General features: G+C 36.5%; 21 protein-coding genes. 14 read left to right on the top strand and 7 right to left on the bottom strand.

Annotated features, from left to right (window positions below):
• Window positions 1–48 precede the first annotated feature (48 nt).
• The 4 genes from FD735_RS04845 to FD735_RS04830 all read right to left on the bottom strand — a co-directional run bounded on the left by FD735_RS04845 (window position 49) and on the right by FD735_RS04830 (window position 4,726).
• Window positions 49–531 carry a hypothetical protein gene (locus tag FD735_RS04845; protein ID WP_139658616.1) on the bottom strand — a complete coding sequence of 161 codons (483 nt, stop codon included), beginning with the start codon at window positions 529–531 and terminating at the stop codon, window positions 49–51.
• Between the two features lies 1 nt (window position 532).
• Window positions 533–1,900, bottom strand: a complete 1,368-nt coding sequence (locus FD735_RS04840) for a DEAD/DEAH box helicase (RefSeq protein ID WP_139658615.1) — start codon at window positions 1,898–1,900, stop codon at window positions 533–535.
• Entirely contained in the window at window positions 1,881–2,162 is a 282-nt protein-coding gene (locus tag FD735_RS04835; RefSeq protein ID WP_006153521.1) for a VRR-NUC domain-containing protein, read from the bottom strand. Before FD735_RS04835 ends, FD735_RS04840 begins: the two co-directional genes overlap by 20 nt.
• 278 nt (window positions 2,163–2,440) lie before the next feature.
• Complete coding sequence (locus FD735_RS04830; protein WP_139658614.1) at window positions 2,441–4,726, bottom strand: phage/plasmid primase, P4 family; 2,286 nt, start codon at window positions 4,724–4,726, stop codon at window positions 2,441–2,443.
• A gap of 309 nt (window positions 4,727–5,035) precedes the next feature.
• Between FD735_RS04830 and FD735_RS09915 the strand changes: the two genes are divergently transcribed.
• From FD735_RS09915 to FD735_RS04810, 5 genes are all read left to right on the top strand, one after another.
• Window positions 5,036–5,170, top strand: a complete 135-nt coding sequence (locus FD735_RS09915) for a hypothetical protein (RefSeq protein WP_255296299.1) — start codon at window positions 5,036–5,038, stop codon at window positions 5,168–5,170.
• Window positions 5,145–5,468, top strand: coding sequence for a hypothetical protein (locus FD735_RS04825; RefSeq protein WP_125841166.1), 324 nt, complete (start codon window positions 5,145–5,147; stop codon window positions 5,466–5,468). Before FD735_RS09915 ends, FD735_RS04825 begins: the two co-directional genes overlap by 26 nt.
• Window positions 5,461–6,582, top strand: coding sequence for a DUF2800 domain-containing protein (locus FD735_RS04820; protein ID WP_139658613.1), 1,122 nt, complete (start codon window positions 5,461–5,463; stop codon window positions 6,580–6,582). Before FD735_RS04825 ends, FD735_RS04820 begins: the two co-directional genes overlap by 8 nt.
• A 4-nt stretch (window positions 6,583–6,586) precedes the next feature.
• Window positions 6,587–7,135 (top strand): DUF2815 family protein, encoded by a 549-nt coding sequence (locus FD735_RS04815; protein WP_046391433.1) that lies wholly within the window; start codon window positions 6,587–6,589, stop codon window positions 7,133–7,135.
• 234 nt (window positions 7,136–7,369) lie between these two features.
• Complete coding sequence (locus FD735_RS04810; protein WP_125841164.1) at window positions 7,370–9,325, top strand: DNA polymerase; 1,956 nt, start codon at window positions 7,370–7,372, stop codon at window positions 9,323–9,325.
• 39 nt (window positions 9,326–9,364) lie between these two features.
• Here FD735_RS04810 and FD735_RS04805 read toward each other — a convergent pair whose 3' ends face one another.
• A complete protein-coding gene (locus tag FD735_RS04805) occupies window positions 9,365–9,970 on the bottom strand; it encodes a hypothetical protein (protein WP_125841163.1) in 606 nt (201 codons plus the stop codon).
• A gap of 39 nt (window positions 9,971–10,009) precedes the next feature.
• Here FD735_RS04805 and FD735_RS09820 point away from each other — a divergent pair, with 39 nt between their 5' ends.
• Window positions 10,010–10,174: a hypothetical protein gene (locus FD735_RS09820; RefSeq protein ID WP_156672168.1), complete on the top strand. Its 165-nt coding sequence runs from the start codon at window positions 10,010–10,012 to the stop codon at window positions 10,172–10,174.
• Window positions 10,175–10,376: 202 nt separating this feature from the next.
• On the opposite strand, the gene FD735_RS04800 is transcribed toward FD735_RS09820, so the two are convergent.
• A complete protein-coding gene (locus FD735_RS04800) occupies window positions 10,377–12,245 on the bottom strand; it encodes a helix-turn-helix transcriptional regulator (protein WP_125841162.1) in 1,869 nt (622 codons plus the stop codon).
• A 111-nt stretch (window positions 12,246–12,356) separates the two neighbouring features.
• Here FD735_RS04800 and FD735_RS04795 point away from each other — a divergent pair, with 111 nt between their 5' ends.
• Both FD735_RS04795 and FD735_RS04790 read left to right on the top strand, forming a co-directional pair.
• Entirely contained in the window at window positions 12,357–13,043 is a 687-nt protein-coding gene (locus FD735_RS04795; RefSeq protein ID WP_139658612.1) for a hypothetical protein, read from the top strand.
• A 24-nt stretch (window positions 13,044–13,067) separates the two neighbouring features.
• Window positions 13,068–13,733, top strand: coding sequence for an NgoBV family restriction endonuclease (locus FD735_RS04790; RefSeq protein ID WP_125840180.1), 666 nt, complete (start codon window positions 13,068–13,070; stop codon window positions 13,731–13,733).
• 33 nt (window positions 13,734–13,766) lie between these two features.
• On the opposite strand, the gene dcm is transcribed toward FD735_RS04790, so the two are convergent.
• Window positions 13,767–15,257 (bottom strand): DNA (cytosine-5-)-methyltransferase, encoded by a 1,491-nt coding sequence (dcm, locus tag FD735_RS04785; protein WP_255296298.1) that lies wholly within the window; start codon window positions 15,255–15,257, stop codon window positions 13,767–13,769.
• 138 nt (window positions 15,258–15,395) lie between these two features.
• Between dcm and FD735_RS04780 the strand changes: the two genes are divergently transcribed.
• From FD735_RS04780 to FD735_RS04755, 6 genes are all read left to right on the top strand, one after another.
• Complete coding sequence (locus tag FD735_RS04780) at window positions 15,396–16,085, top strand: LexA family transcriptional regulator (protein WP_049494974.1); 690 nt, start codon at window positions 15,396–15,398, stop codon at window positions 16,083–16,085.
• 2 nt (window positions 16,086–16,087) lie between these two features.
• A complete protein-coding gene (locus FD735_RS04775) occupies window positions 16,088–16,315 on the top strand; it encodes a hypothetical protein (RefSeq protein ID WP_049494972.1) in 228 nt (75 codons plus the stop codon).
• Window positions 16,316–16,437: 122 nt separating this feature from the next.
• Entirely contained in the window at window positions 16,438–17,853 is a 1,416-nt protein-coding gene (locus FD735_RS04770; protein ID WP_139658611.1) for a Y-family DNA polymerase, read from the top strand.
• Entirely contained in the window at window positions 17,850–18,185 is a 336-nt protein-coding gene (locus FD735_RS04765) for a hypothetical protein (protein WP_000806926.1), read from the top strand. The genes FD735_RS04770 and FD735_RS04765 overlap by 4 nt, the downstream gene beginning before the upstream one ends.
• 12 nt (window positions 18,186–18,197) lie before the next feature.
• Entirely contained in the window at window positions 18,198–18,566 is a 369-nt protein-coding gene (locus tag FD735_RS04760; protein ID WP_000567222.1) for a hypothetical protein, read from the top strand.
• Window positions 18,553–18,852 (top strand): DUF5960 family protein, encoded by a 300-nt coding sequence (locus FD735_RS04755; protein ID WP_001072467.1) that lies wholly within the window; start codon window positions 18,553–18,555, stop codon window positions 18,850–18,852. The genes FD735_RS04760 and FD735_RS04755 overlap by 14 nt, the downstream gene beginning before the upstream one ends.
• The last annotated feature ends 49 nt before the right edge of the window (window positions 18,853–18,901 follow it).

Genomic DNA, 18,901 nt, shown 5'->3' with positions numbered 1-18,901 from the left:
AACAACTTAGTAACAGGGTAGTACCACCTTAGTAACACCCTAGTATCATTATCCATTTATACTCAAGGTTTTACCAGCAAAACGGTAATATTCTTTTACTTGTTTTAAGGCTTTTTGTCTATATCGACTAACTGTCATTCTAGAAACATTATGCTTAGGTAGTAACTCATCCCATGTCAATCCAGCTAAGACCAAATCAACAACTACATCCCTCATTATTTCATCAACAGAAGAAACAGCAAGTTCGAAGAAATCGAGATCGGTTTTTAAATGACAGTACTTTTCAAACAGTGACTCCTGATATTCTTTTTCCTCTGCTAAGAACTTATCATGAAAAGATAGAGCCATATTTTCTGTCCTAACATTAGTTTTACTCGTTTTAACACGTTCTTCATTTGTCTGTCTAGTAGCAAGAGAGTAGAGAAAAGCATCTTCTGAAATGGGTTTATAGTTTTCAATCAAGTTCTTTGCAATTATTAAATCTCTTTTTGCATCTTGATAGTGTTGGAAATAGTAGTCTACTTTATCCATATCATCCTCCTACTTGTGCTTTTACTGCTTCAATCAAACGTGATTGTTGTGCGTCCTTGGCAGTTAAAGCTTTTAGAATATCATCATCAATTGTACCTTCCGTTACAATATGTTGGATAATGACTGTGTTTGATTGTTGCCCTTGTCGCCAAAGTCGAGCATTGGTTTGTTGGTACAGTTCAAGTGACCAAGTTAACCCAAACCACACTAAGTGATGACCTCCCTTTTGTAAATTTAGACCATGTCCTGCACTAGCTGGGTGTAGCAAACCCACAGAGATATTCCCTTTATTCCATTCATGAATATCAGTTTCACTTTTAAGAACTGTACTTTGAATCCTAAGTTTTTTCAATCGTTCTTGAATACGAAGTAAATCATGTTTGAACCAATAAGCAACCAACACAGGTTCTCCATTTGCTGCTTCGATAATATCTTCAAGTGCATCTAGTTTTTGATCATGTAACTTGATAATTCTATGATCATCAGAATAAACTGCACCATTTGCCATTTGAACCAGTTTATTGGATAAACTAGCAGCATTTGCTGCTGTTACTTCAATTTCGTTAGAATCAGAAATAACAGATCCCTTTTTAAACTCTTTATATCTTTTTGCTTCTGCGTTTGTGAGATGGACTAATTTTTTCGTTGAGATTAATGTTGGCATTTGTAGATAATCCATTGCTTTCATAGAAATTGTGATGTCATCAATCTTGTCAAAGATTTGACACTCTGCATAGTCCATTGGAATATATTCATAGACGACGTTTCCATTTCTACGTCCCTCTCTAAAATAACGACTTCGGTATTCTCCGATAAAACGTCCCAAACGAACACCGCCATCAATGACCTTGAACTCCGCAAACAAATCCATCAATCCGTTGGAACTCGGTGTTCCTGTTAAACCTATCACTCGTTTCATGTAGGGGCGCATGGCCATAAAAGCTTTAAAACGTTTTGATTGCCATGATTTGAATGAACTTAATTCATCAATGACAATCATATCCCACTTGAAATGCGGATGACACTGTTCAACTAACCAAGGGATGTTTTCACGATTTACAATGTAGATATCTGCATCTTTTTGGAGTGCTTCTTGTCGTTGTTTAGGAGTACCCACAATTTTTGAATATCTCAAATGAGACAGTTCTGTCCATTGCTCTATTTCGTCACTCCATACTGTATTTGCGACTCTAAGTGGAGCAATTACCAAGACCTTTGAGACCTCATAGCGATCAAACATCAGTTCATTAATAGCTGATAAGGTTGTAGCTGTTTTTCCCATCCCCATGTCTAAAATGACTGCTGCATAAGGAGTTTTTATGATGAAGTCTTTGGTGACTTCTTGATAGTCATGCAGTTTCAATTTCATCCAATATCCCCTCAATATCTTTCTTATTATCTAAAACATAGACTCGAAATCCTAAATGTTCAAATAACTTATGCCGTGACACCTGCAAAGCTCTAGGATGTTGATTAGGTGCTTTTACTTCCACCAAACCAAACTTGCCATTGGGTAAGAATACCAATCGGTCAGGTACTCCTGAAAAGGAAGGTGATACCCACTTTGGACAGATACCACCACGCTTTAAAACCTCGCTTGCTAACTTTTGTTCTATCACTTTTTCTCTCATACTTGTCCTCTCATCAGATTTAAATGGTGGAGGTCTAATGAGGTCATATCCTAAACTTTCCTTATATACTTTTTCTTAGTTATATTTCCTATAGAGATAGTTTTAGAAAAGACCATCATTGACTTACACTAAACAAAGAAATGGAAGTCATGGAACTTAATCCATAAACTTTTTGACCATACTTCACAAATTATTTTTCACTGAATACTTCAACGACTTACACTCAAAAAATACTTCATTTAAAATCTACTGGTGATACAGCCTCACTGTGTAAGTCATTAGTTTAGAAAATCATCGTCATCAGCTTTTAATGATAACCCCATAATAAAATTCCCTTTATTAGTTCGTTTTCGTTCGTAACCAGCTTGATTAAGTGCAGCATAGAAATCAGTTGTACTTCGTGTGTATTCCAAATTTTGAAGGCAATATGCACGATACTTACTGTACAGTTCTCCTGATTTCTCACTTAATGTTTCTCCCACGACACAACTTTCATTGATGAAATGCCCCAACCAGTCATTAGCTTCACGGTAAGATTTGACAGAGTTTATTACTGCTTTTGGAACTGATGTTTTAAAATTTGCTTTGATGGCTTTTTCCGCTCCTTCAATAATCCACGATAAAATTGCTGGTGCCGCATTGTCATACAAATGGTCCGCAAAGTTTTTGATGTCAGAGCGGCCAGTGATTTTAGCATTAAAAGGAATAACAACCAAACGTCGCCACGTTCCATCATCGTTCGCTCCTACTTTAGGCAGATGGTTAGTGTAAAGAACTAGCGTGTGTGACGGCACGAAGTGAAAAGGATCCTTGTACTTTTTCTCAGCTTGGATTTCATCAGTTGAAGTAATCTGCTTAACAACAGCTGTATTGAGTCTCATGCCTTCTGCCATCTCAGAAGCAATGACCAGTCGTTTCCCTTTTAGCTCAGCAAGCTCAGGACTCACGTTACGCTTGTTTGACATGGTTAAAGCATCCGCAGATAGTTTTCCTGAATAGCTCCCTAGCACACGAGCGATGGTATTCCAAAAAGTAGACTTGCCATTTGCTCCACCACCGTATGCGATAATCATGTGTTCTTGGTAGACCTTTCCAATAGCTGCCATACCAATTATTTCTTGAACATAATCAATTAATTCTTGGTCATTACAGAAAAAGGTAGCCAATGTTTCCTGCCATAATCTCAGTCCCTGATCACTAGGAGAGATTGCGGTTATTTTAGTTATATAGTCTTCAGGATTATGTTCTTGTGACCCATTTATTCCTTTTCGTAAATCATAGGTAGCCTCTGGGGTATTGAGTAATAAGTCATCACTATCTAATTCTGACAATTCTACTGAAAGCATTGGTTTTGCTGTATTATAGACAGCCATCAAATTCTTATAGTCACGATGTTTCATAACAAATTTATGAAACTCTTTGGCTGCAAGATAGGCTTTTAAATATTTTAATTGGAGTGGAGTTTCAACTGCATTTTCTAGACGCTTTCCTCCTGCCTTAATGGTCAATTCCTCAATACCTGAAGACTGAAGTTGCTTCTCTGCAGATTCCAAGAGTACATTCGCTTCAGCAAGTTGTTCATCGGTAAAGTGTACAACTGCACCTAATGCCAACTGCTTATTCTCACGCCAGTGAGTTCCATCATAGTAAAGATAGTCCGTTGCATTGGTGTAAGCTAACTTCTTGGCATACTCTCTAGCAAGAACTCCCGCTTCCCCAACATCCGAGTAATCATCCGGTTTTAATGTTTCTCTATTGAAAGCATCTGGAGCCACATAACCTTGCGAGGTTTTAATAGTTCTGTTGTAGAATCGGATTGCACTTCCCCAGATGGTATCCAACTCTGCTTTATCAAGTGGCGGTACACATTTCTGTGCCTGCTCATCAAAGCCATCTCTTGCTTCTTGGGTCACGCCTAAACGTTTGAGAATCTTAGCCGCAAAAACCGACATTGTTGAATTACGACTCCCTTGCTGGATTGGACCACTTGGTGGAGTATAGAATTCTGCATCAAAATCTTCCTCGTCATCAATAGAAACAGCTTGAAACAAATCTTCATCAATAGTTAGCCATGAATCATGCCAAACAACTTCTGCTTGTGGATTTCCAAAGAAGAAACGTGCCGCATCTTTGGCATTATCATCAAAGAACTTGTACTGATTACAAAGTTCTTCCTTCATGGCCACATAGATATCCTTATCTGCCACCTCGTTGATTTGGAAGTAGATATGAAATTTAGGTCTTGGAACTTTTCCTGCCTTTACCTGCATATGACTTCGACTAGTTACCAAGGCAAAGTTGCAATCCGCAAAGATTTCTTTTAATCGCTCAACTGTCATCCATTCATCTGGATTTTCAGAATGGTCATTATCAATATCCATGACCAAAACGTCCGACTTGATAAAATTGGCATTTGAGCGTGCATTGTTTAAGAATATCCCTGCCACATGGTCAAATTGCACAACAGTTTGTAATGATATTTCATCAATAATGGTTACTTGATTGGGATAGACCGTGGTTGTCTGAACCCCAGTCTGTCCAGAATGAGATAAGGTAAATTGCATTATGCGCCCTCCAAATGTAATTAATGATATGGGGAGATTTTCCCTCCTACCTTAATAGGTAGAACTACGACTCATTTTTCCGCCTCTTAATAAAAATTTTTTCAAAAAAAATAATCTTCCTTTATATAGCTAGAGGAAGATTATTTTATTGCATAACAAATTAAAAAAATTTTTATAAAAAAGCGGAAAATTTCAACCCAGTATTACCTATATAGGTGTAAGAGATGAAAAACATCGATTCAAAAAAATTTTTAATAAAAACCGGAATTACTGTTCACATCTCTACCTAATAAGATAGGAGGTCACAAAATGACTAAAGAAATAACTGTGAATCACAATGATGAACTGGTCGATACTCTAACTGCCATCAGCGTCATCTCAAAGCAACTCGCTCGTAAGATAAAGGAGGAAGAAAACAATGAGCAAAATGAAAGAACTGAATAGACTAATTCATGATATGGAAGAAACCGCAAAGTACTACCTTCGCTTGGTGGATGAGTTCAAAAAACTCCTATCTAATGATAATGAAACAGTTCCTGAACCAATATCACCAAAATCTGAATCAAAAAGGGAAATTCAACTGGAGGATGTCCGTGCAGTCCTTGCTATAAAGGCAAAAGATGGCTTTAAGAATGAGGTTCGTGCTCTTCTAAATGCTTACGGTGCTTCTTCTCTATCAGCTCTTGACCCTAAATACTTTGCGACAGTCCTTGAAGAAGCTGGAGGGATTGGTAATGACTAACCACGCCATTCTATCTGCTTCTGCATCACATCGTTGGTTGAACTGCCCACCTTCCGTTCGGTTAACTGAAGATATGCCAGATGTAAACTCTGAGTTTGCCCTTGAAGGTACGGATGCTCACGAGTTATGTGCTTATCTAGTCGAGAAAGCTTTAGGTAGGAATGCGCGTGATCCAACTGAGGATTTAGCATTTTACAATCATGAAATGCAGGATTGCGCAGAAGAATACTGCAATTATGTCATGGAACAAATCGAGAAAGCCAGAGGCTACTCACGTGACCCTACAGTTCTTGTCGAACAACGACTGGACTTTTCTAAGTGGGTACCTGAAGGATTTGGAACTGGAGATTGCCTTATTGTGGCAGACGGACTTCTTCAGGTTATTGATTATAAGCACGGACTTGGTGTTCTAGTTGATGCAGACTATAACCCGCAAATGATGTGTTATGCACTTGGTGCTCTTGAGATGTTTGACGGTCTTTATGATTTTGATAAAGTTACCATGACTATCTTTCAACCACGAAAACATAACATATCTACCTTTGAGATAGAAAAGACTGAGTTGCTTAAATGGGCTGAAAATGTACTCGCTCCAAAAGCTGAACTTGCATTCAAAGGTGAGGGGGATATGCAGTCTGGTAAACACTGCCAATTCTGTAAACTAAAGAATATCTGTCGCAAACGTTCGGAGGATAATTTGGCTCTTGCCAAGATGGAGTTTGCAAATCCAGCTACTCTTGATAACGAGGACATTGCAGAGATTTTGCCTAAACTAGACTTGTTGATTTCATGGGCAAACGACATCAAAGCTTATGCATTAAATCAAGCCACAGATGGATATCCTATCCCAGGATACAAACTGGTTGAAGGTCGCTCAGTTCGTAAATTCTCAGATGAGTCAGCCGTTAGCCAAGCTGTGATTGAAGCAGGCTATGATCCTTATGAGAAGAAGCTGCTCACTATCACTGCCATGACAAAGTTACTTGGCAAGAAAACTTTTAACGACCTACTTGGTGGTCTCGTAATAAAACCAAGTGGTAAACCAACACTCGTTCCAATTGACGATAGCCGTCAAGAGATGAATCTAGCAAAAAATGAATTTAAAGAGGAATAACTATATGACAACTAAAGTAATTACAGGACCAAACACTCGCTTCAGCTACTTAAATGCCAACGAACCAAAATCTATCAATGGTAGCACTCCCAAGTATAGTGCCTCACTCATTATTCCAAAAGAGGATACTGTCACCATTAACAAGATTAAAGCAGCCATTGAGCAAGCTTACAAAGAAGGTGAGTCAAAACTCAAAGGCAATGGCAAATCTGTACCTGCATTATCTACTCTGAAAACTCCACTTCGTGACGGTGACCTTGAACGCCCTGATGATGAAGCATACAAAAATGCTTACTTCGTAAATGCTAACTCTCCGCATAAACCTGGTGTGGTTGATGGCAATCGTCAAGAAATCATTGATACTTCAGAATTGTACTCAGGTATCTACGGTCGTGCTTCTATTACCTTCTATGCTTTCAATTCTAATGGCAACAAAGGTATTGCTTGCGGTTTGAATAACTTACAAAAATTACGTGATGGTGAGCCGCTCGGAGGACGCACTCGTGCTGAGGATGATTTTGCGACTGAAGATGATGATGACTTTTTGAACTAGAAATGGAGAATTAGATTGATGATGTATACTATTTTAACTTGTACAATTATGGGACTTTGGGTGCTTATCGGACTATACTTCGGGTATATGACTATTAGAGATGATATTCGAAATGAATTGGAACGAAAGGCGAAGCAAAATAAAGAAAAACTTAGCCAAACACCACTCAGTCGAAAAAATAAATAGAACTTTAGGTGGCAGTACTTCTGTCACCTTTTTCAGAAAGGACGTACTATGCCAATTAAAGAACTCAGCATTGACATCGAAACCTATTGTGAGATTGACCTACGAAAATCTGGTGTCTATCGCTATGCGGAAGATGACAGTTTTGAAATCCTTTTGTTTGCTGTATCTGTCAATAATAGACCAGTGACTGTTTACGACTTAACTAAGGAGAAGTTACCACAAGATATTCTTGAAGCTTTAGTAAACGATAATGTTATCAAATGGGCTTTCAACGCTTCATTTGAACGAATTTGTCTATCCAACTGGCTCAAGAAACTTCATCCCGAATTGTTATCAGATGGATTTCTCTCACCAATTTCATGGAGGTGTAGCATGATTTGGTCAGCCTATTTAGGACTTCCACTCTCCCTTGAGGGAGTTGGAACAGTTCTCAAACTCAAAGACCAAAAGATGAGAGAGGGGACTGACCTCATTCGCTACTTCTGCGTACCTTGTAAGCAGACGAAAATTAACGGTGGACGGACACGTAACCTCCCTCATCACGCGCCTGACAAGTGGTCTACTTTTATCGATTACAACAGACGTGATGTTGAGGTCGAATTGGCCATCAAGGAACGGCTAAAAAACTTCCCAGTACCTGCCTTTATGTGGGATGAGTACCACCAAGATCAGATTATCAATGACCGTGGAATTGGTATTGACATTGACTTTGTTCAGTCGGCTATCAAAATTGATTCAGAGAGCAAAGCTAAAATCCAAGAAGAACTAAAAACCTTAACAGGCCTTGAAAATCCCAACTCTGTTCTGCAGATGATTGGCTGGTTACGAGAACACGAAGTAGCAACAGATTCTCTAGACAAAAAAGCTGTGAAAGAACTTCTCAAAACAGTTGATGAAACAACTGCTCAAGTTCTCAAACTTCGTCAGCAAGCTACCAAATCAAGTGTTTCCAAATACCAAGCGATGATGAACTGTGTTTGTAAGGACGGTCGAGCAAGAGGAATGTTTCAATTTTACGGAGCTAACCGTACAGGTCGATGGGCTGGCCGTTTGGTACAACTTCAGAATCTACCTCAGAACCACCTTTCTGACCTAGAGGAAGCTAGAAAACTTTTTAGAACTGGTGACTTAGAAGCTACTGAGCTACTCTATGACACTCAAGATACCTTATCGCAACTAATACGTACTGCTTTCGTTCCAAGTGAAGGAAAGAAATTCATTGTTTGCGACTTTTCAGCTATCGAAGCTCGTGTACTGTCCCACTTAGCTGGTGAGAGATGGCGTAGTAAGGTATTTGAACAAGGGAAAGACATCTACTGTATGTCTGCCTCACAAATGTTTGGTGTGCCTGTTGAGAAGCATGGACAAAATTCTGATCTAAGGCAAAAGGGAAAAATTGCGGAGCTTGCTTGTGGCTATGGTGGTTCAGTCGGTGCACTCAAAGCCATGGGAGCACTTGATATGGGACTAACTGAGAAAGAACTCCAACCACTAGTAAACTCTTGGCGTCAGGCAAATCCCAATATCGTTCTCTTCTGGTGGGATGTCGATAATGCCGTAAAGACTGCTGTAAAGGACCTAATTCCAACATCTGTTCATAACATTCAATTTGAAGTTAAAAGTGGCATTTTGTTCATCAGCCTTCCTTCTGGTCGTAAACTATCTTATATCAAGCCAAGAATTACCGAGAACCAGTTCGGTGGAGAGTCTGTCACATACGAAGGAACTGGAACTGCCAAACGTTGGGAGAGGTTAGAAAGTTATGGTCCAAAATTTGTGGAAAACATAGTCCAAGCTATCAGTCGTGACATACTTGCCTATTCCTTAAAACTGCTGAAAGAGTTCAAGATTGTAGGACATGTACATGATGAAGTAATAATCGAATGTCCAATGGAACAAAAACTTGATGAAATTGCAGCGTTGATGGGTAATGCGCCAGACTGGTTGTCTGATATTAACCTTCGTGCCGACGGATACGAATGCTTATTCTATCAGAAAGATTAGCAAAAAATCACCACCTCAAGTCGAGATGGTGATTTCCAATTATTGATTTAGTTCATTATAGACCTCCTTTGCCATTGCTTGTGCTTTCTTAATAGCAGCATATCCTTGGGTCTTTTTCAGACCAAGTTTTTCAATGATCTCTTGTTTACTAATCGTGATATCTTGGTAGATTAGCTTTAGGATTTTACCGTACTTTTCATTACGTTGGTATACAACATCAATCAATTCTTCTAGTGTTTCAATAAGCATCAGTTTCTCCTCGTGAGAAGGGATTCCAGTTGGATCGTAGCCAAATTTCTCATCATTATCCATTTTATCGAACATCTCATCTAAAGATAAATCATCATGCTTTCCTTTAGAATGACGGCTCAAGTATTCATTGGTATCCATGTTAAAGACACGAAGGGCATTCGCAAACTCATCTCGTTCAATAGGTACAAATCCAACAAGAATTCGCTTGCCATAAATGTTAAAAGTTTTAAGATTATCTCGATTTACATCCTTGTTAACTAGCATCGCTCTATCTCTAATTACGAATGGAGCTAGTACTTGTGAATCAGTAGGTTTTACACCATTATAAGACTTTTCACTTTGATAGCGATCTGGAGTGTATTTTGAGTTTCGATTTTGTTCATTAATTGACATGTCTTGTCACCTATTCCTTCGTTCACAAAGGAATTGGACATGCCAAAAGAACTATTAAATTTTATTTCTGACCACATCAGCAGTTCCTTTGCTAAATCATGGTCAGCTGGCTTTATAGCTGAACTGCTATTTCTTAAAGACACAGTTAAAGCCGATAACGTAGGAAAAATTCCTCGTTACAAAGTATCTTTAAGAAGACATTAGAATGTAGGATTAATCTTTACAGTATTAGTATAGAACATTAAAACTATTAAAAATAGGTAGTCTAGACTTCCGTAGCTAAACCCTATTGGTTATAATGTTTTTAATAAGATAAAGCCTTGAAATAATCAATTAATGAGCAAAAAGCGGAAATTGAATCTCCGCTTTTTTGATAAAAAAATAAGACCATCATAAATTTGATGGTCTATAGTGTCTTCATTTGTGCTGCTTGTAATATTGTATTAATTTCAGCTAATGGTTTGTAATAACTTGTCGTTAGTAACATTTTATAAACTTGATGCTGGTGAATTTTAGTTAATTTATGTCCCGCCTTTTCAAGCATATCCTCACTAATAGGTAGCATAAGTTTTAAAGCAAAACAAAATGCCAATGCTAACTCAAGCCTAGGTAGATTATCTTCTTTGGTTTCATAATCTCTTAGAGTTCTGTCCGTAATACCAACAATTTTAGCCAATAATGGTTGAGAGCATTTTTTTCGCTCTCTATGTCTTCGTAATGTCCCTGAAAATTCAAAAGGTAATTCCTTTAATAAATCAGAAATATTTTTTGAAAGTTTCACCATTTCTAAAGGTGGTAACTGATCCATTAAGCTCGGATTCTGTAAAATCTCCACAAAGTCAGCTTTTATTTCGCTCTCTCTTGTGACCCCACGATTTAATACATAATCATAATAGTCTTCATCAGAGATGGCAGTAAATTTCTTAGATTTTACCTTGAAAAGGAGACAACATTCATCCATATGTTCATAAGCATAATCAGTCATAACTGGGCCATCTTTTGTCATGGAAATATATTTTTTATCTTTTAAACAAAGATGGTTATCAATGTAAAGAAACTTATTTCCATCGATGATTTTTCTGAATGATTCATTGAAACAATACTCAAAACATAAATCATTCGATGTGATTGTATAGCTACTTCCATTATCAAAAGCTTCAAGCTCAAAAGCGAAATTGTGCATATACCTATCATCTAAGTAATTGTAAACTCCATTTGCTTCTTTGAATCCCAAGTCAATCATTCGAATTTTTGCTGCCTGCTTGGATACATTAAAGAATTCAGCAAGTTCATCAACCACTTCACGTACAAGTTCAGAGCGACTGATATCAGGATTCACTAAGGTTAAAGTTCGAAATAACTCTCTAATCTTAATTTTCGTTTGAACTTTTGGCATAAGGATTCGAGGAGCAATCCCATTAGCATGCCACTCCATCCAATCAAGTGGAGACCACATGCTAGAATCTGCTTGATTTTCCTCTGTCCAACTACTAGATACCGAGTGTCTGTTATCAAGTATCATTCTTACTTCGTGAAATACTTTATGTAATTCCCAGTGCACACACTCATGAATTACTGTATTATTGAAAGAACCAACATTTCTCTTATAGACAACATCTTTATCTACCAAGATACTTCCTTTGTTAAAAGGCTTAGAGACAGGTTGGTCATTTTCAATCACCTCTACTTTAGTATCTTTAAAAACCATTTTTCCAAAAACTGAGTCGTCTAATGTTAACTTCTCTCGATGTATTGAAAGTCCCATCTCCGCTACGATTAACTCAACTGGTATAGGAGTTGGTTGCCTAAGTGCTACAGGATAATATTTCTTTAGAAATGATTCTGCAATGTTATCAAATTCTTTCTTAGGGATGTACGGAACCCAATCCCTACTAAGCATCAAATTTCTATTTTTTTTATATTGGTCAGATTTAAACTCTGCGTTGTAAATATTAAAGACCTTTATACCTGAATCAAGCTCCATATCTACATAGACTGAAACGTACTTCGATTTCGTATCAAGTTCCATTTCCCCTTTGATGTACTGACGAACAATAACATCCGCAATCACAATAATTTCAAGTTTCAGTTTAGAATTATCAACTACTTCATAGTAAATCTTATAAAGTTCGAAATCATCAAACTCAATATATCCATTTGGTTCAGGTACCATGTATGTAGATAAATCAGTATTATCCTTATTATTGAAAATGAAACCTCTAACAGTTTTTATGATTAAATCCTGGTAAGTATCAAAAATATATTTATCGAACACTAGTTACCTCCGAGAACACTTACAATTATTTTCTAGAAAATTATACCACATTTTGCAAGCGCTTATAAACTATGATATAATTAATTGGAATTAACTCATTGGGAGGTATAAATGCTAAAGAATTTAAAAAAATTTCTACTCAAAGAAATCCCCAAAAAGATAAGCGAGCATGATTTGAACAGTTACGAAAATTTTGGAAAAATGATTGAGGATCACATTTCTGACATTATCGAAGAATATCTTAGAAATAAAAAAATTAAATTCAAATCCTATAGAGCCCCCAATAAAAATTATTTTCCCGATCTTACTCTAACTATAAGAGGTAATAAGTATGCATTAGAGTATAAATGTGGTCTATATAACAAATCAGGTACTTTTATTACTGAACCTGCTAATGATTTAGGGACTCTTAATTCTTACACTAAGAAAATCGATAAATTCAATAACAATATCTTTTGTATATTCGTAAAATATTCTATTGACGATAATTCCATCATTACTATCGATAATATTTATATTGATTATTTGTATAAATTTGTAGGAAGAAGAAATGAAAAATCTAAAATATTGACAAAATACCGTGAAAAGGATGGCAATCTAAGACCCAAAAATTGGGAGGATTTTGATAATTCTACCTCTTATTTCAACTCACTTGAAGAGTTTAGGAAGGCCTTACTTCTCACACAAAAATATAGATCTCTGCAATTAATATTAAAAAATTTGGAAACTTTATCTACTGACGAATTATTAGATATCAAAGCAAGTATAGATCACTTTATTAAAACAAAGCAAAACTAGAATAATTTTTTAGGAGTAATCAACATGGACAATATCGAAACTATTGAAGAACTTTTCCAATTGACCCAAGAAAGACTTGTTGGACAAGCAGGTGCAATTTCAATTACGTTTGCAAATCGAGCGCATATTTATTCTGGAAATGATGTTATTGGTAACTGCTTACAAGAATGGCTTCCTAGTTGGTTCACATTCCTTGGTGTAGATATACAGCCAGGTGCTCATACACAAGAGTTTCCTGATTTTGTAGCAAATTTTAATGGAAATCCTATTGATGTAGAAGTTAAAGCATGGAATATAAATAATGCTCCAGCATTTGATTTAGCAAATTTTTTTAGCTTTCTCGATACTACTTTTACTGAACCTGGAAAATTAAATGCACGATACTTTATTTTAGGTTACAGGCCTGCAAATGATGGTTTTACACAAGGTTTTACGCTAGAGAGGGTTTACCTCAAACATATTTGGGAGATTACTAACAACACTAGAAATTACCCTATCGGACTTCAGGTAAAACGTGGAAATCCATATGCGATGAGACCTAGTAATTTCTATAGAAATGAAGACAATCATTTTGAAAATATTTTCGAGTTTGTTGAAGCTGTTGCAGATGCATACAGACATTTTGAGCATGTATCTGATTTACCATTTACACCAGACGAATGGTACGAAAGAGTGATGAGTTATTTATAGTATCCTAAAATGAAAATAGAGTATGCTAACAAGTCATACTCTATTTTTTTTATAGGTTTCTAATAATTTATTCGATACTGCTTTTATTACTGGGACACATACTGTATTACCTAGTAAGTCAAATGCCTCACTTTCTTTTAGGAAACTGAGGTCATAATTATCTGGGAAACCAAATAATCGTAGACCTTCATTTACCGTTAAAGGTCGAATACCATTAAGTACAGGAACAGCAAGTTTATGAACATCTGTTGCTACTAAGGTTGGTGTTGTATCATAGGGCGATAGGATTTTTGTAAATTCAAAAGAAAGCTTACCGGTTACTATATTGTAACCTTTTTCTAGGGTTTCGTCTGGAACTCGTTTATTACCTTCAAGTTTTTTAGGATGTTCAAAACTTAAATATCCTTTTTTTACAAGATCATCTAGCATATCTGTAAGATTAGGTGAGTTAAAAAAAGTGGAAATCATATCCGATGTTAGCGGCATCCCATCCATCCATTTAATGCCAATTATTTCAGCCCATTTTTTATTTCTTCTTTGTTTTAATAAATTGTCTAATAAAGCTGCCTGTTCCTCCGATATTTCGCCTTTAAGACCTATATCCCAACTATGTATATTATTTTCCCCACCTCGTTTATCCTTTATCGCTTTACCATACACACTCTTCAAATCGTATTTTGATAGTAATTTTTTGGAAAAGTCACTATCAATTGGTGGAGTATTAAAGTCAATCACATCCTGAAGTACTGAATGAGAATATTCGAAATTTTCCAATGTCTCAATAGTATTAGATTTAAACCCAATTATGTAAATTCTTTTCCTAGATTGAGCTAAACCAAAGTCCTTACCATTCAAAACACTGTAACTTATTGAGTAACCCAAATCTGCCAAAGTCCGAGTAATAACTTTAAAAGTATTACCTTTATCGTGATTCACTAAGCCTTCCACATTTTCCAAAACAAATCCTAAGGGTTTTTTCTCCAATAGTATTTTTGCTATATCAAAAAATAATGTTCCCCTCGTATCTTGAAAACCTAGACCTAATCCTGCTTGTGAAAATGCTTGACATGGGAAGCCAGCTAATAGAAAATCAAAATTCGGTAAGTTTGATGGATTTAATTTAGTTATATCACATTCAGGATTATGACCGAAATTATTAGTGTATGCCTTTATCGCAGCAGGCTTGATGTCGCTAGAAAACACACATTTTCCAACCAATCCATGTTCCTGCAATGCTTGCTCAAAGCCAATTCTGATACCTCCAAGACCACTAAATAAATCAATGAAGGTCACTTCACCTTTATTTCTGACAAGCTTTTGTTCTACTTCTTTAATACCAATACCAATCAATTCTCTACATTTTTGAGAAAAAGTTGAACTGTTTGGCAAAGGTAAACTATCTATCCTTTCAGAATCCTCATCGCTTAGATATATAGTATACGCTTTTCTCTTATTAGAAATCGACTTTCTTCCTGCTCCTTTTCTCGGACCACCATGCATAATGTCACCTTCTTTAATATTCATTGTGTAAACATAATATCACAAAAACATTGTTTTTTCAAGTTTTTAAAATCCGAAAATTTATTCTAACTTTCTAGTTGAAATTATCTTACATTTTGATATAATTTTGTTAATTTATAAATTAACAAAAGGTGTAGACTAATGTTTTCAAAATTTCGTTTAAAAGCAAAAAGGGAAGAATTTGGTCTTTCTCAAACCAGTATTGCAATAGAGTTAGCGATAAGCCGTGTCGCATATAACCATTGGGAAAGTGGTAAAACTGTACCTAATCAAAAACACCTCACCGCTTTATCTAAAATCCTAGATGTCCCTGTTACCTATTTTGAATCTGAATACAATATTGTCAATAACTATCTTCAGTTATCTCCTGACAATCAGATAAAGGCAGAGGAATATGTTGAGGAACTTCTACTTTCTCAACAAACCTCAAACGTCACTCCACTTTTCTCTGTCCAAGTACTATCAGATGTTCAACTGTCTGCTGGTCTTGGTGAGGGCTTCTTTGACGAGTTTGAAACTGAAATAGTCTACTCAGATGAGGAACAATACGGTTATGACATTGCAGCTTGGATTGAGGGAGATTCTATGGAGCCTGTCTATAAGAGTGGCGAAGTCGCACTTATTCGTTCAAACGGCTTCGACTATGATGGGGTTGTCTATGCTTTATCATGGAATGATGCTGTCTATATTAAAAAGCTTTACCGTGAAGATGATGGGTTCAGAATGGTTTCTTTGAATAAGGACTATCCAGATAAGTTCATCCCTTATGAGGATGAACCAAGAATTGTTGGTCTGGTTGTAGGCCACTTTATGCCTGTCGAGGGAGTGTAGTCATGAAATTAAAAGATATTTTAGAACTTGGAACATACGGTTTCAATCCTGATTGTAAAGTTGAAATCTTCAATATGGACAACTTTGAAGAGCGACTAGAGAATGAAAGTTTCGATGAAATTCTTATTCCTCAAAATGATGATGCAAAAATCTATCCTTACGCTTTTTTGATAGAAGATTCTATTTTAATTGCTATGACCGAGGAGGGTGACAATACCAATGAACGTTAAAGAAATGATTTACATAAAGGGCGAACGTATTATCTTTACTCCCGACAAGTTCGAATACGACATCACTGATTACATTGGAGAACTTATCGAAGAGCTAGAAAAACTCAAACGGAGATGATCCTATGGGCTATATCGACTACTCTATAGAACCTCAAAGTGACATAGCCTTCCTCGATATGAAGTCCTTTTACGCTTCGGTTGAATGTGTAGATAGAGGTTTGCATCCGCTCTATACATCATTATGCGTCATGAGCCGAGCAGATAACTCAGCAGGATTAATACTTGCTTCCTCTCCTATGTTTAAGAAAGTATTCGGAAAAGCAAATGTAGGGCGTTCCTACGACTTGCCTTTTGACGTAAACACTCGTAAATTCAGTTATCAGAATGCATGGAAGCAGGGCATTGAGGTAACACCCAAGTATAAATCTTTCATCGAACACTGGGCAATGCGTACACTCATTGTTCCTCCTCGTATGGACAGATATATCGAGAAGAATTTAGAGATTCAACATATCTTTCAAGACTACGCTGCTCCAGATGACATTCTCCCCTATTCAATCGATGAAGGCTTTATTGACCTTACTAGCTCACTTTCTTACTTTATTTCTGATAAGTCAATGTCAAGGAAAGATAAGTTAGATAATGTTTCGGCAATGATTCAGAGAGATATTTATCGCAAAACAGGTATTATCTCAACTGTTGGAATGAGTAATTCCAACCCTCTTCTAGCTAAATTGGCTCTAGATAATGAAGCTAAGAAAACTGCTACTATGAGGGCTAACTGGTCATACCAAGATGTAGAATCCAAGGTATGGTCTATTCCAAAATTAACGGACTTTTGGGGTATTGGTAGTAAAACTGAGATTCATTTACAAAAACTTGGTATTCATTCAATCAAAGATCTAGCTAATTTCAATCCTGATATTCTCAAAAAAGAATTCGGTAAAGTCGGTGTTCAACTTTGGTTTCACGCAAACGGAGTTGACGAGAGCAACGTCCATGACCCCTATAAACCAAAATCACGAGGATTGGGTAATTCTCAAGTACTTCCTAGAGATTACAGAACCCAAAGAGAAATTGAAATTGTATTAGCTGAAATGGCTGACCAGGTTGCTAACCGTCTTCGCTCGGCACATAAAAAAGCTACTGTCGTTTCTATTCATATTGGCTATTCTAGGACTGAGATGAAAAAATCAATAAATGCTCAGAAAAAGATTGACCCCGCAAATTTTCCAAAAACAATGGTTGGTCATGTACTTGAATTATTCCGAAAGAAATACAACTCTGGTGCAGTGAGACAAATCGGCGTATCTTATAGTGGCTTCGTAGATGAAAATTATACTCTACTATCACTATTTGACGATGTAGAACAAATTGAAAAAGAAAATAGACTTCAGACAGCAATCGATGTTGTCAGAGAACAGTTTGGTTTTTTGGCCATACAAAAAGGAACCGTCCTAACCAAAGGTTCCAGAAATATTGAACGTAGTAAACTTATCGGCGGTCATTCCGCTGGTGGATTGGAGGGATTAAAATGAAACAAGAAAAAAATACAGTACAATTTTCAGAAATCCGTAGCAAAGGATGTAATGATATTGAAATGCTTGAAAGATTTTTACATGGAATCGTTGAAACAGCAACTTCAAAACTTCGTCAGAGAAAACTCAAAACAACTGAAATATCGATACGACTAGTACATGCTAAATCTGAAAACCGATTACCATTGGAATTTACATTTAGCATTAAGCCAACAAGCTCATCTGTGATAATCTATACTGAGGTAATCAATCGCTTTAAAGAATGTTACACAGGTGGGGGAATTCAAGGTTTTACGATTCAATTTGATAAAAATACCCTTGCCTCTGCATAGAAAGGATTTGATATGATTGACCGTTCATATTTACCATTTCAATCAGCAAGAGAGTACCAGGATACAAAGATGCAAAAATGGATGGGCTTTTTCCTATCTGAACATGCATCAGCACTCTCTGATGATACAAACAAAGTAACGTACATGTCTGACTTATCACTAGAGAAGAAATTATTACTCCTCAGTCAAGTATACGCCGGGCAGCTACGCACACGCATTCAAGTGATTGAAAAAAACAAGCGTGTTTCCTACACTGGAACAATACCAAGTCTGACCAAAGATTTCATTTTGATAAAAACTACAACAGGTCACATCAATTTGAAATTAAAAGACATTATTAGTATTGAACTTGTCGAGGAGGTGCTCTATGAATCAGCTTGAGTTTCAGCGTAATCACCTACAAATGGACTATTATAGCGAGAGCTACCAAGATTTTGAACGTGACTTCTACCGCTACTCTAACATGAATATTCCATTGACCTTCCTAACTGATGATATCCTAAAAACAATGGCGACTTCACGTAAGAATTACTTTGTCCTCAATAAGGAAAAGTCCAGAGATAACCGCGATCACTTCTTCATATTTGAAGTAAGTACCGTAGATGAGAATCCGCTAATCTATCATTATACATATAAGAAAACTACAATATATTTAGCAGAAAAATAGGAGCAGTTCAATTGACTGTTCCTATTTTTAATATTCATAAAATCTAAAG

The sequence above is a fragment of the Streptococcus sp. 1643 genome (assembly GCF_006228325.1).
In the GTDB taxonomy this organism is placed as follows: domain Bacteria; phylum Bacillota; class Bacilli; order Lactobacillales; family Streptococcaceae; genus Streptococcus.
This window is presented reverse-complemented; position numbering and strand designations above follow the sequence as displayed.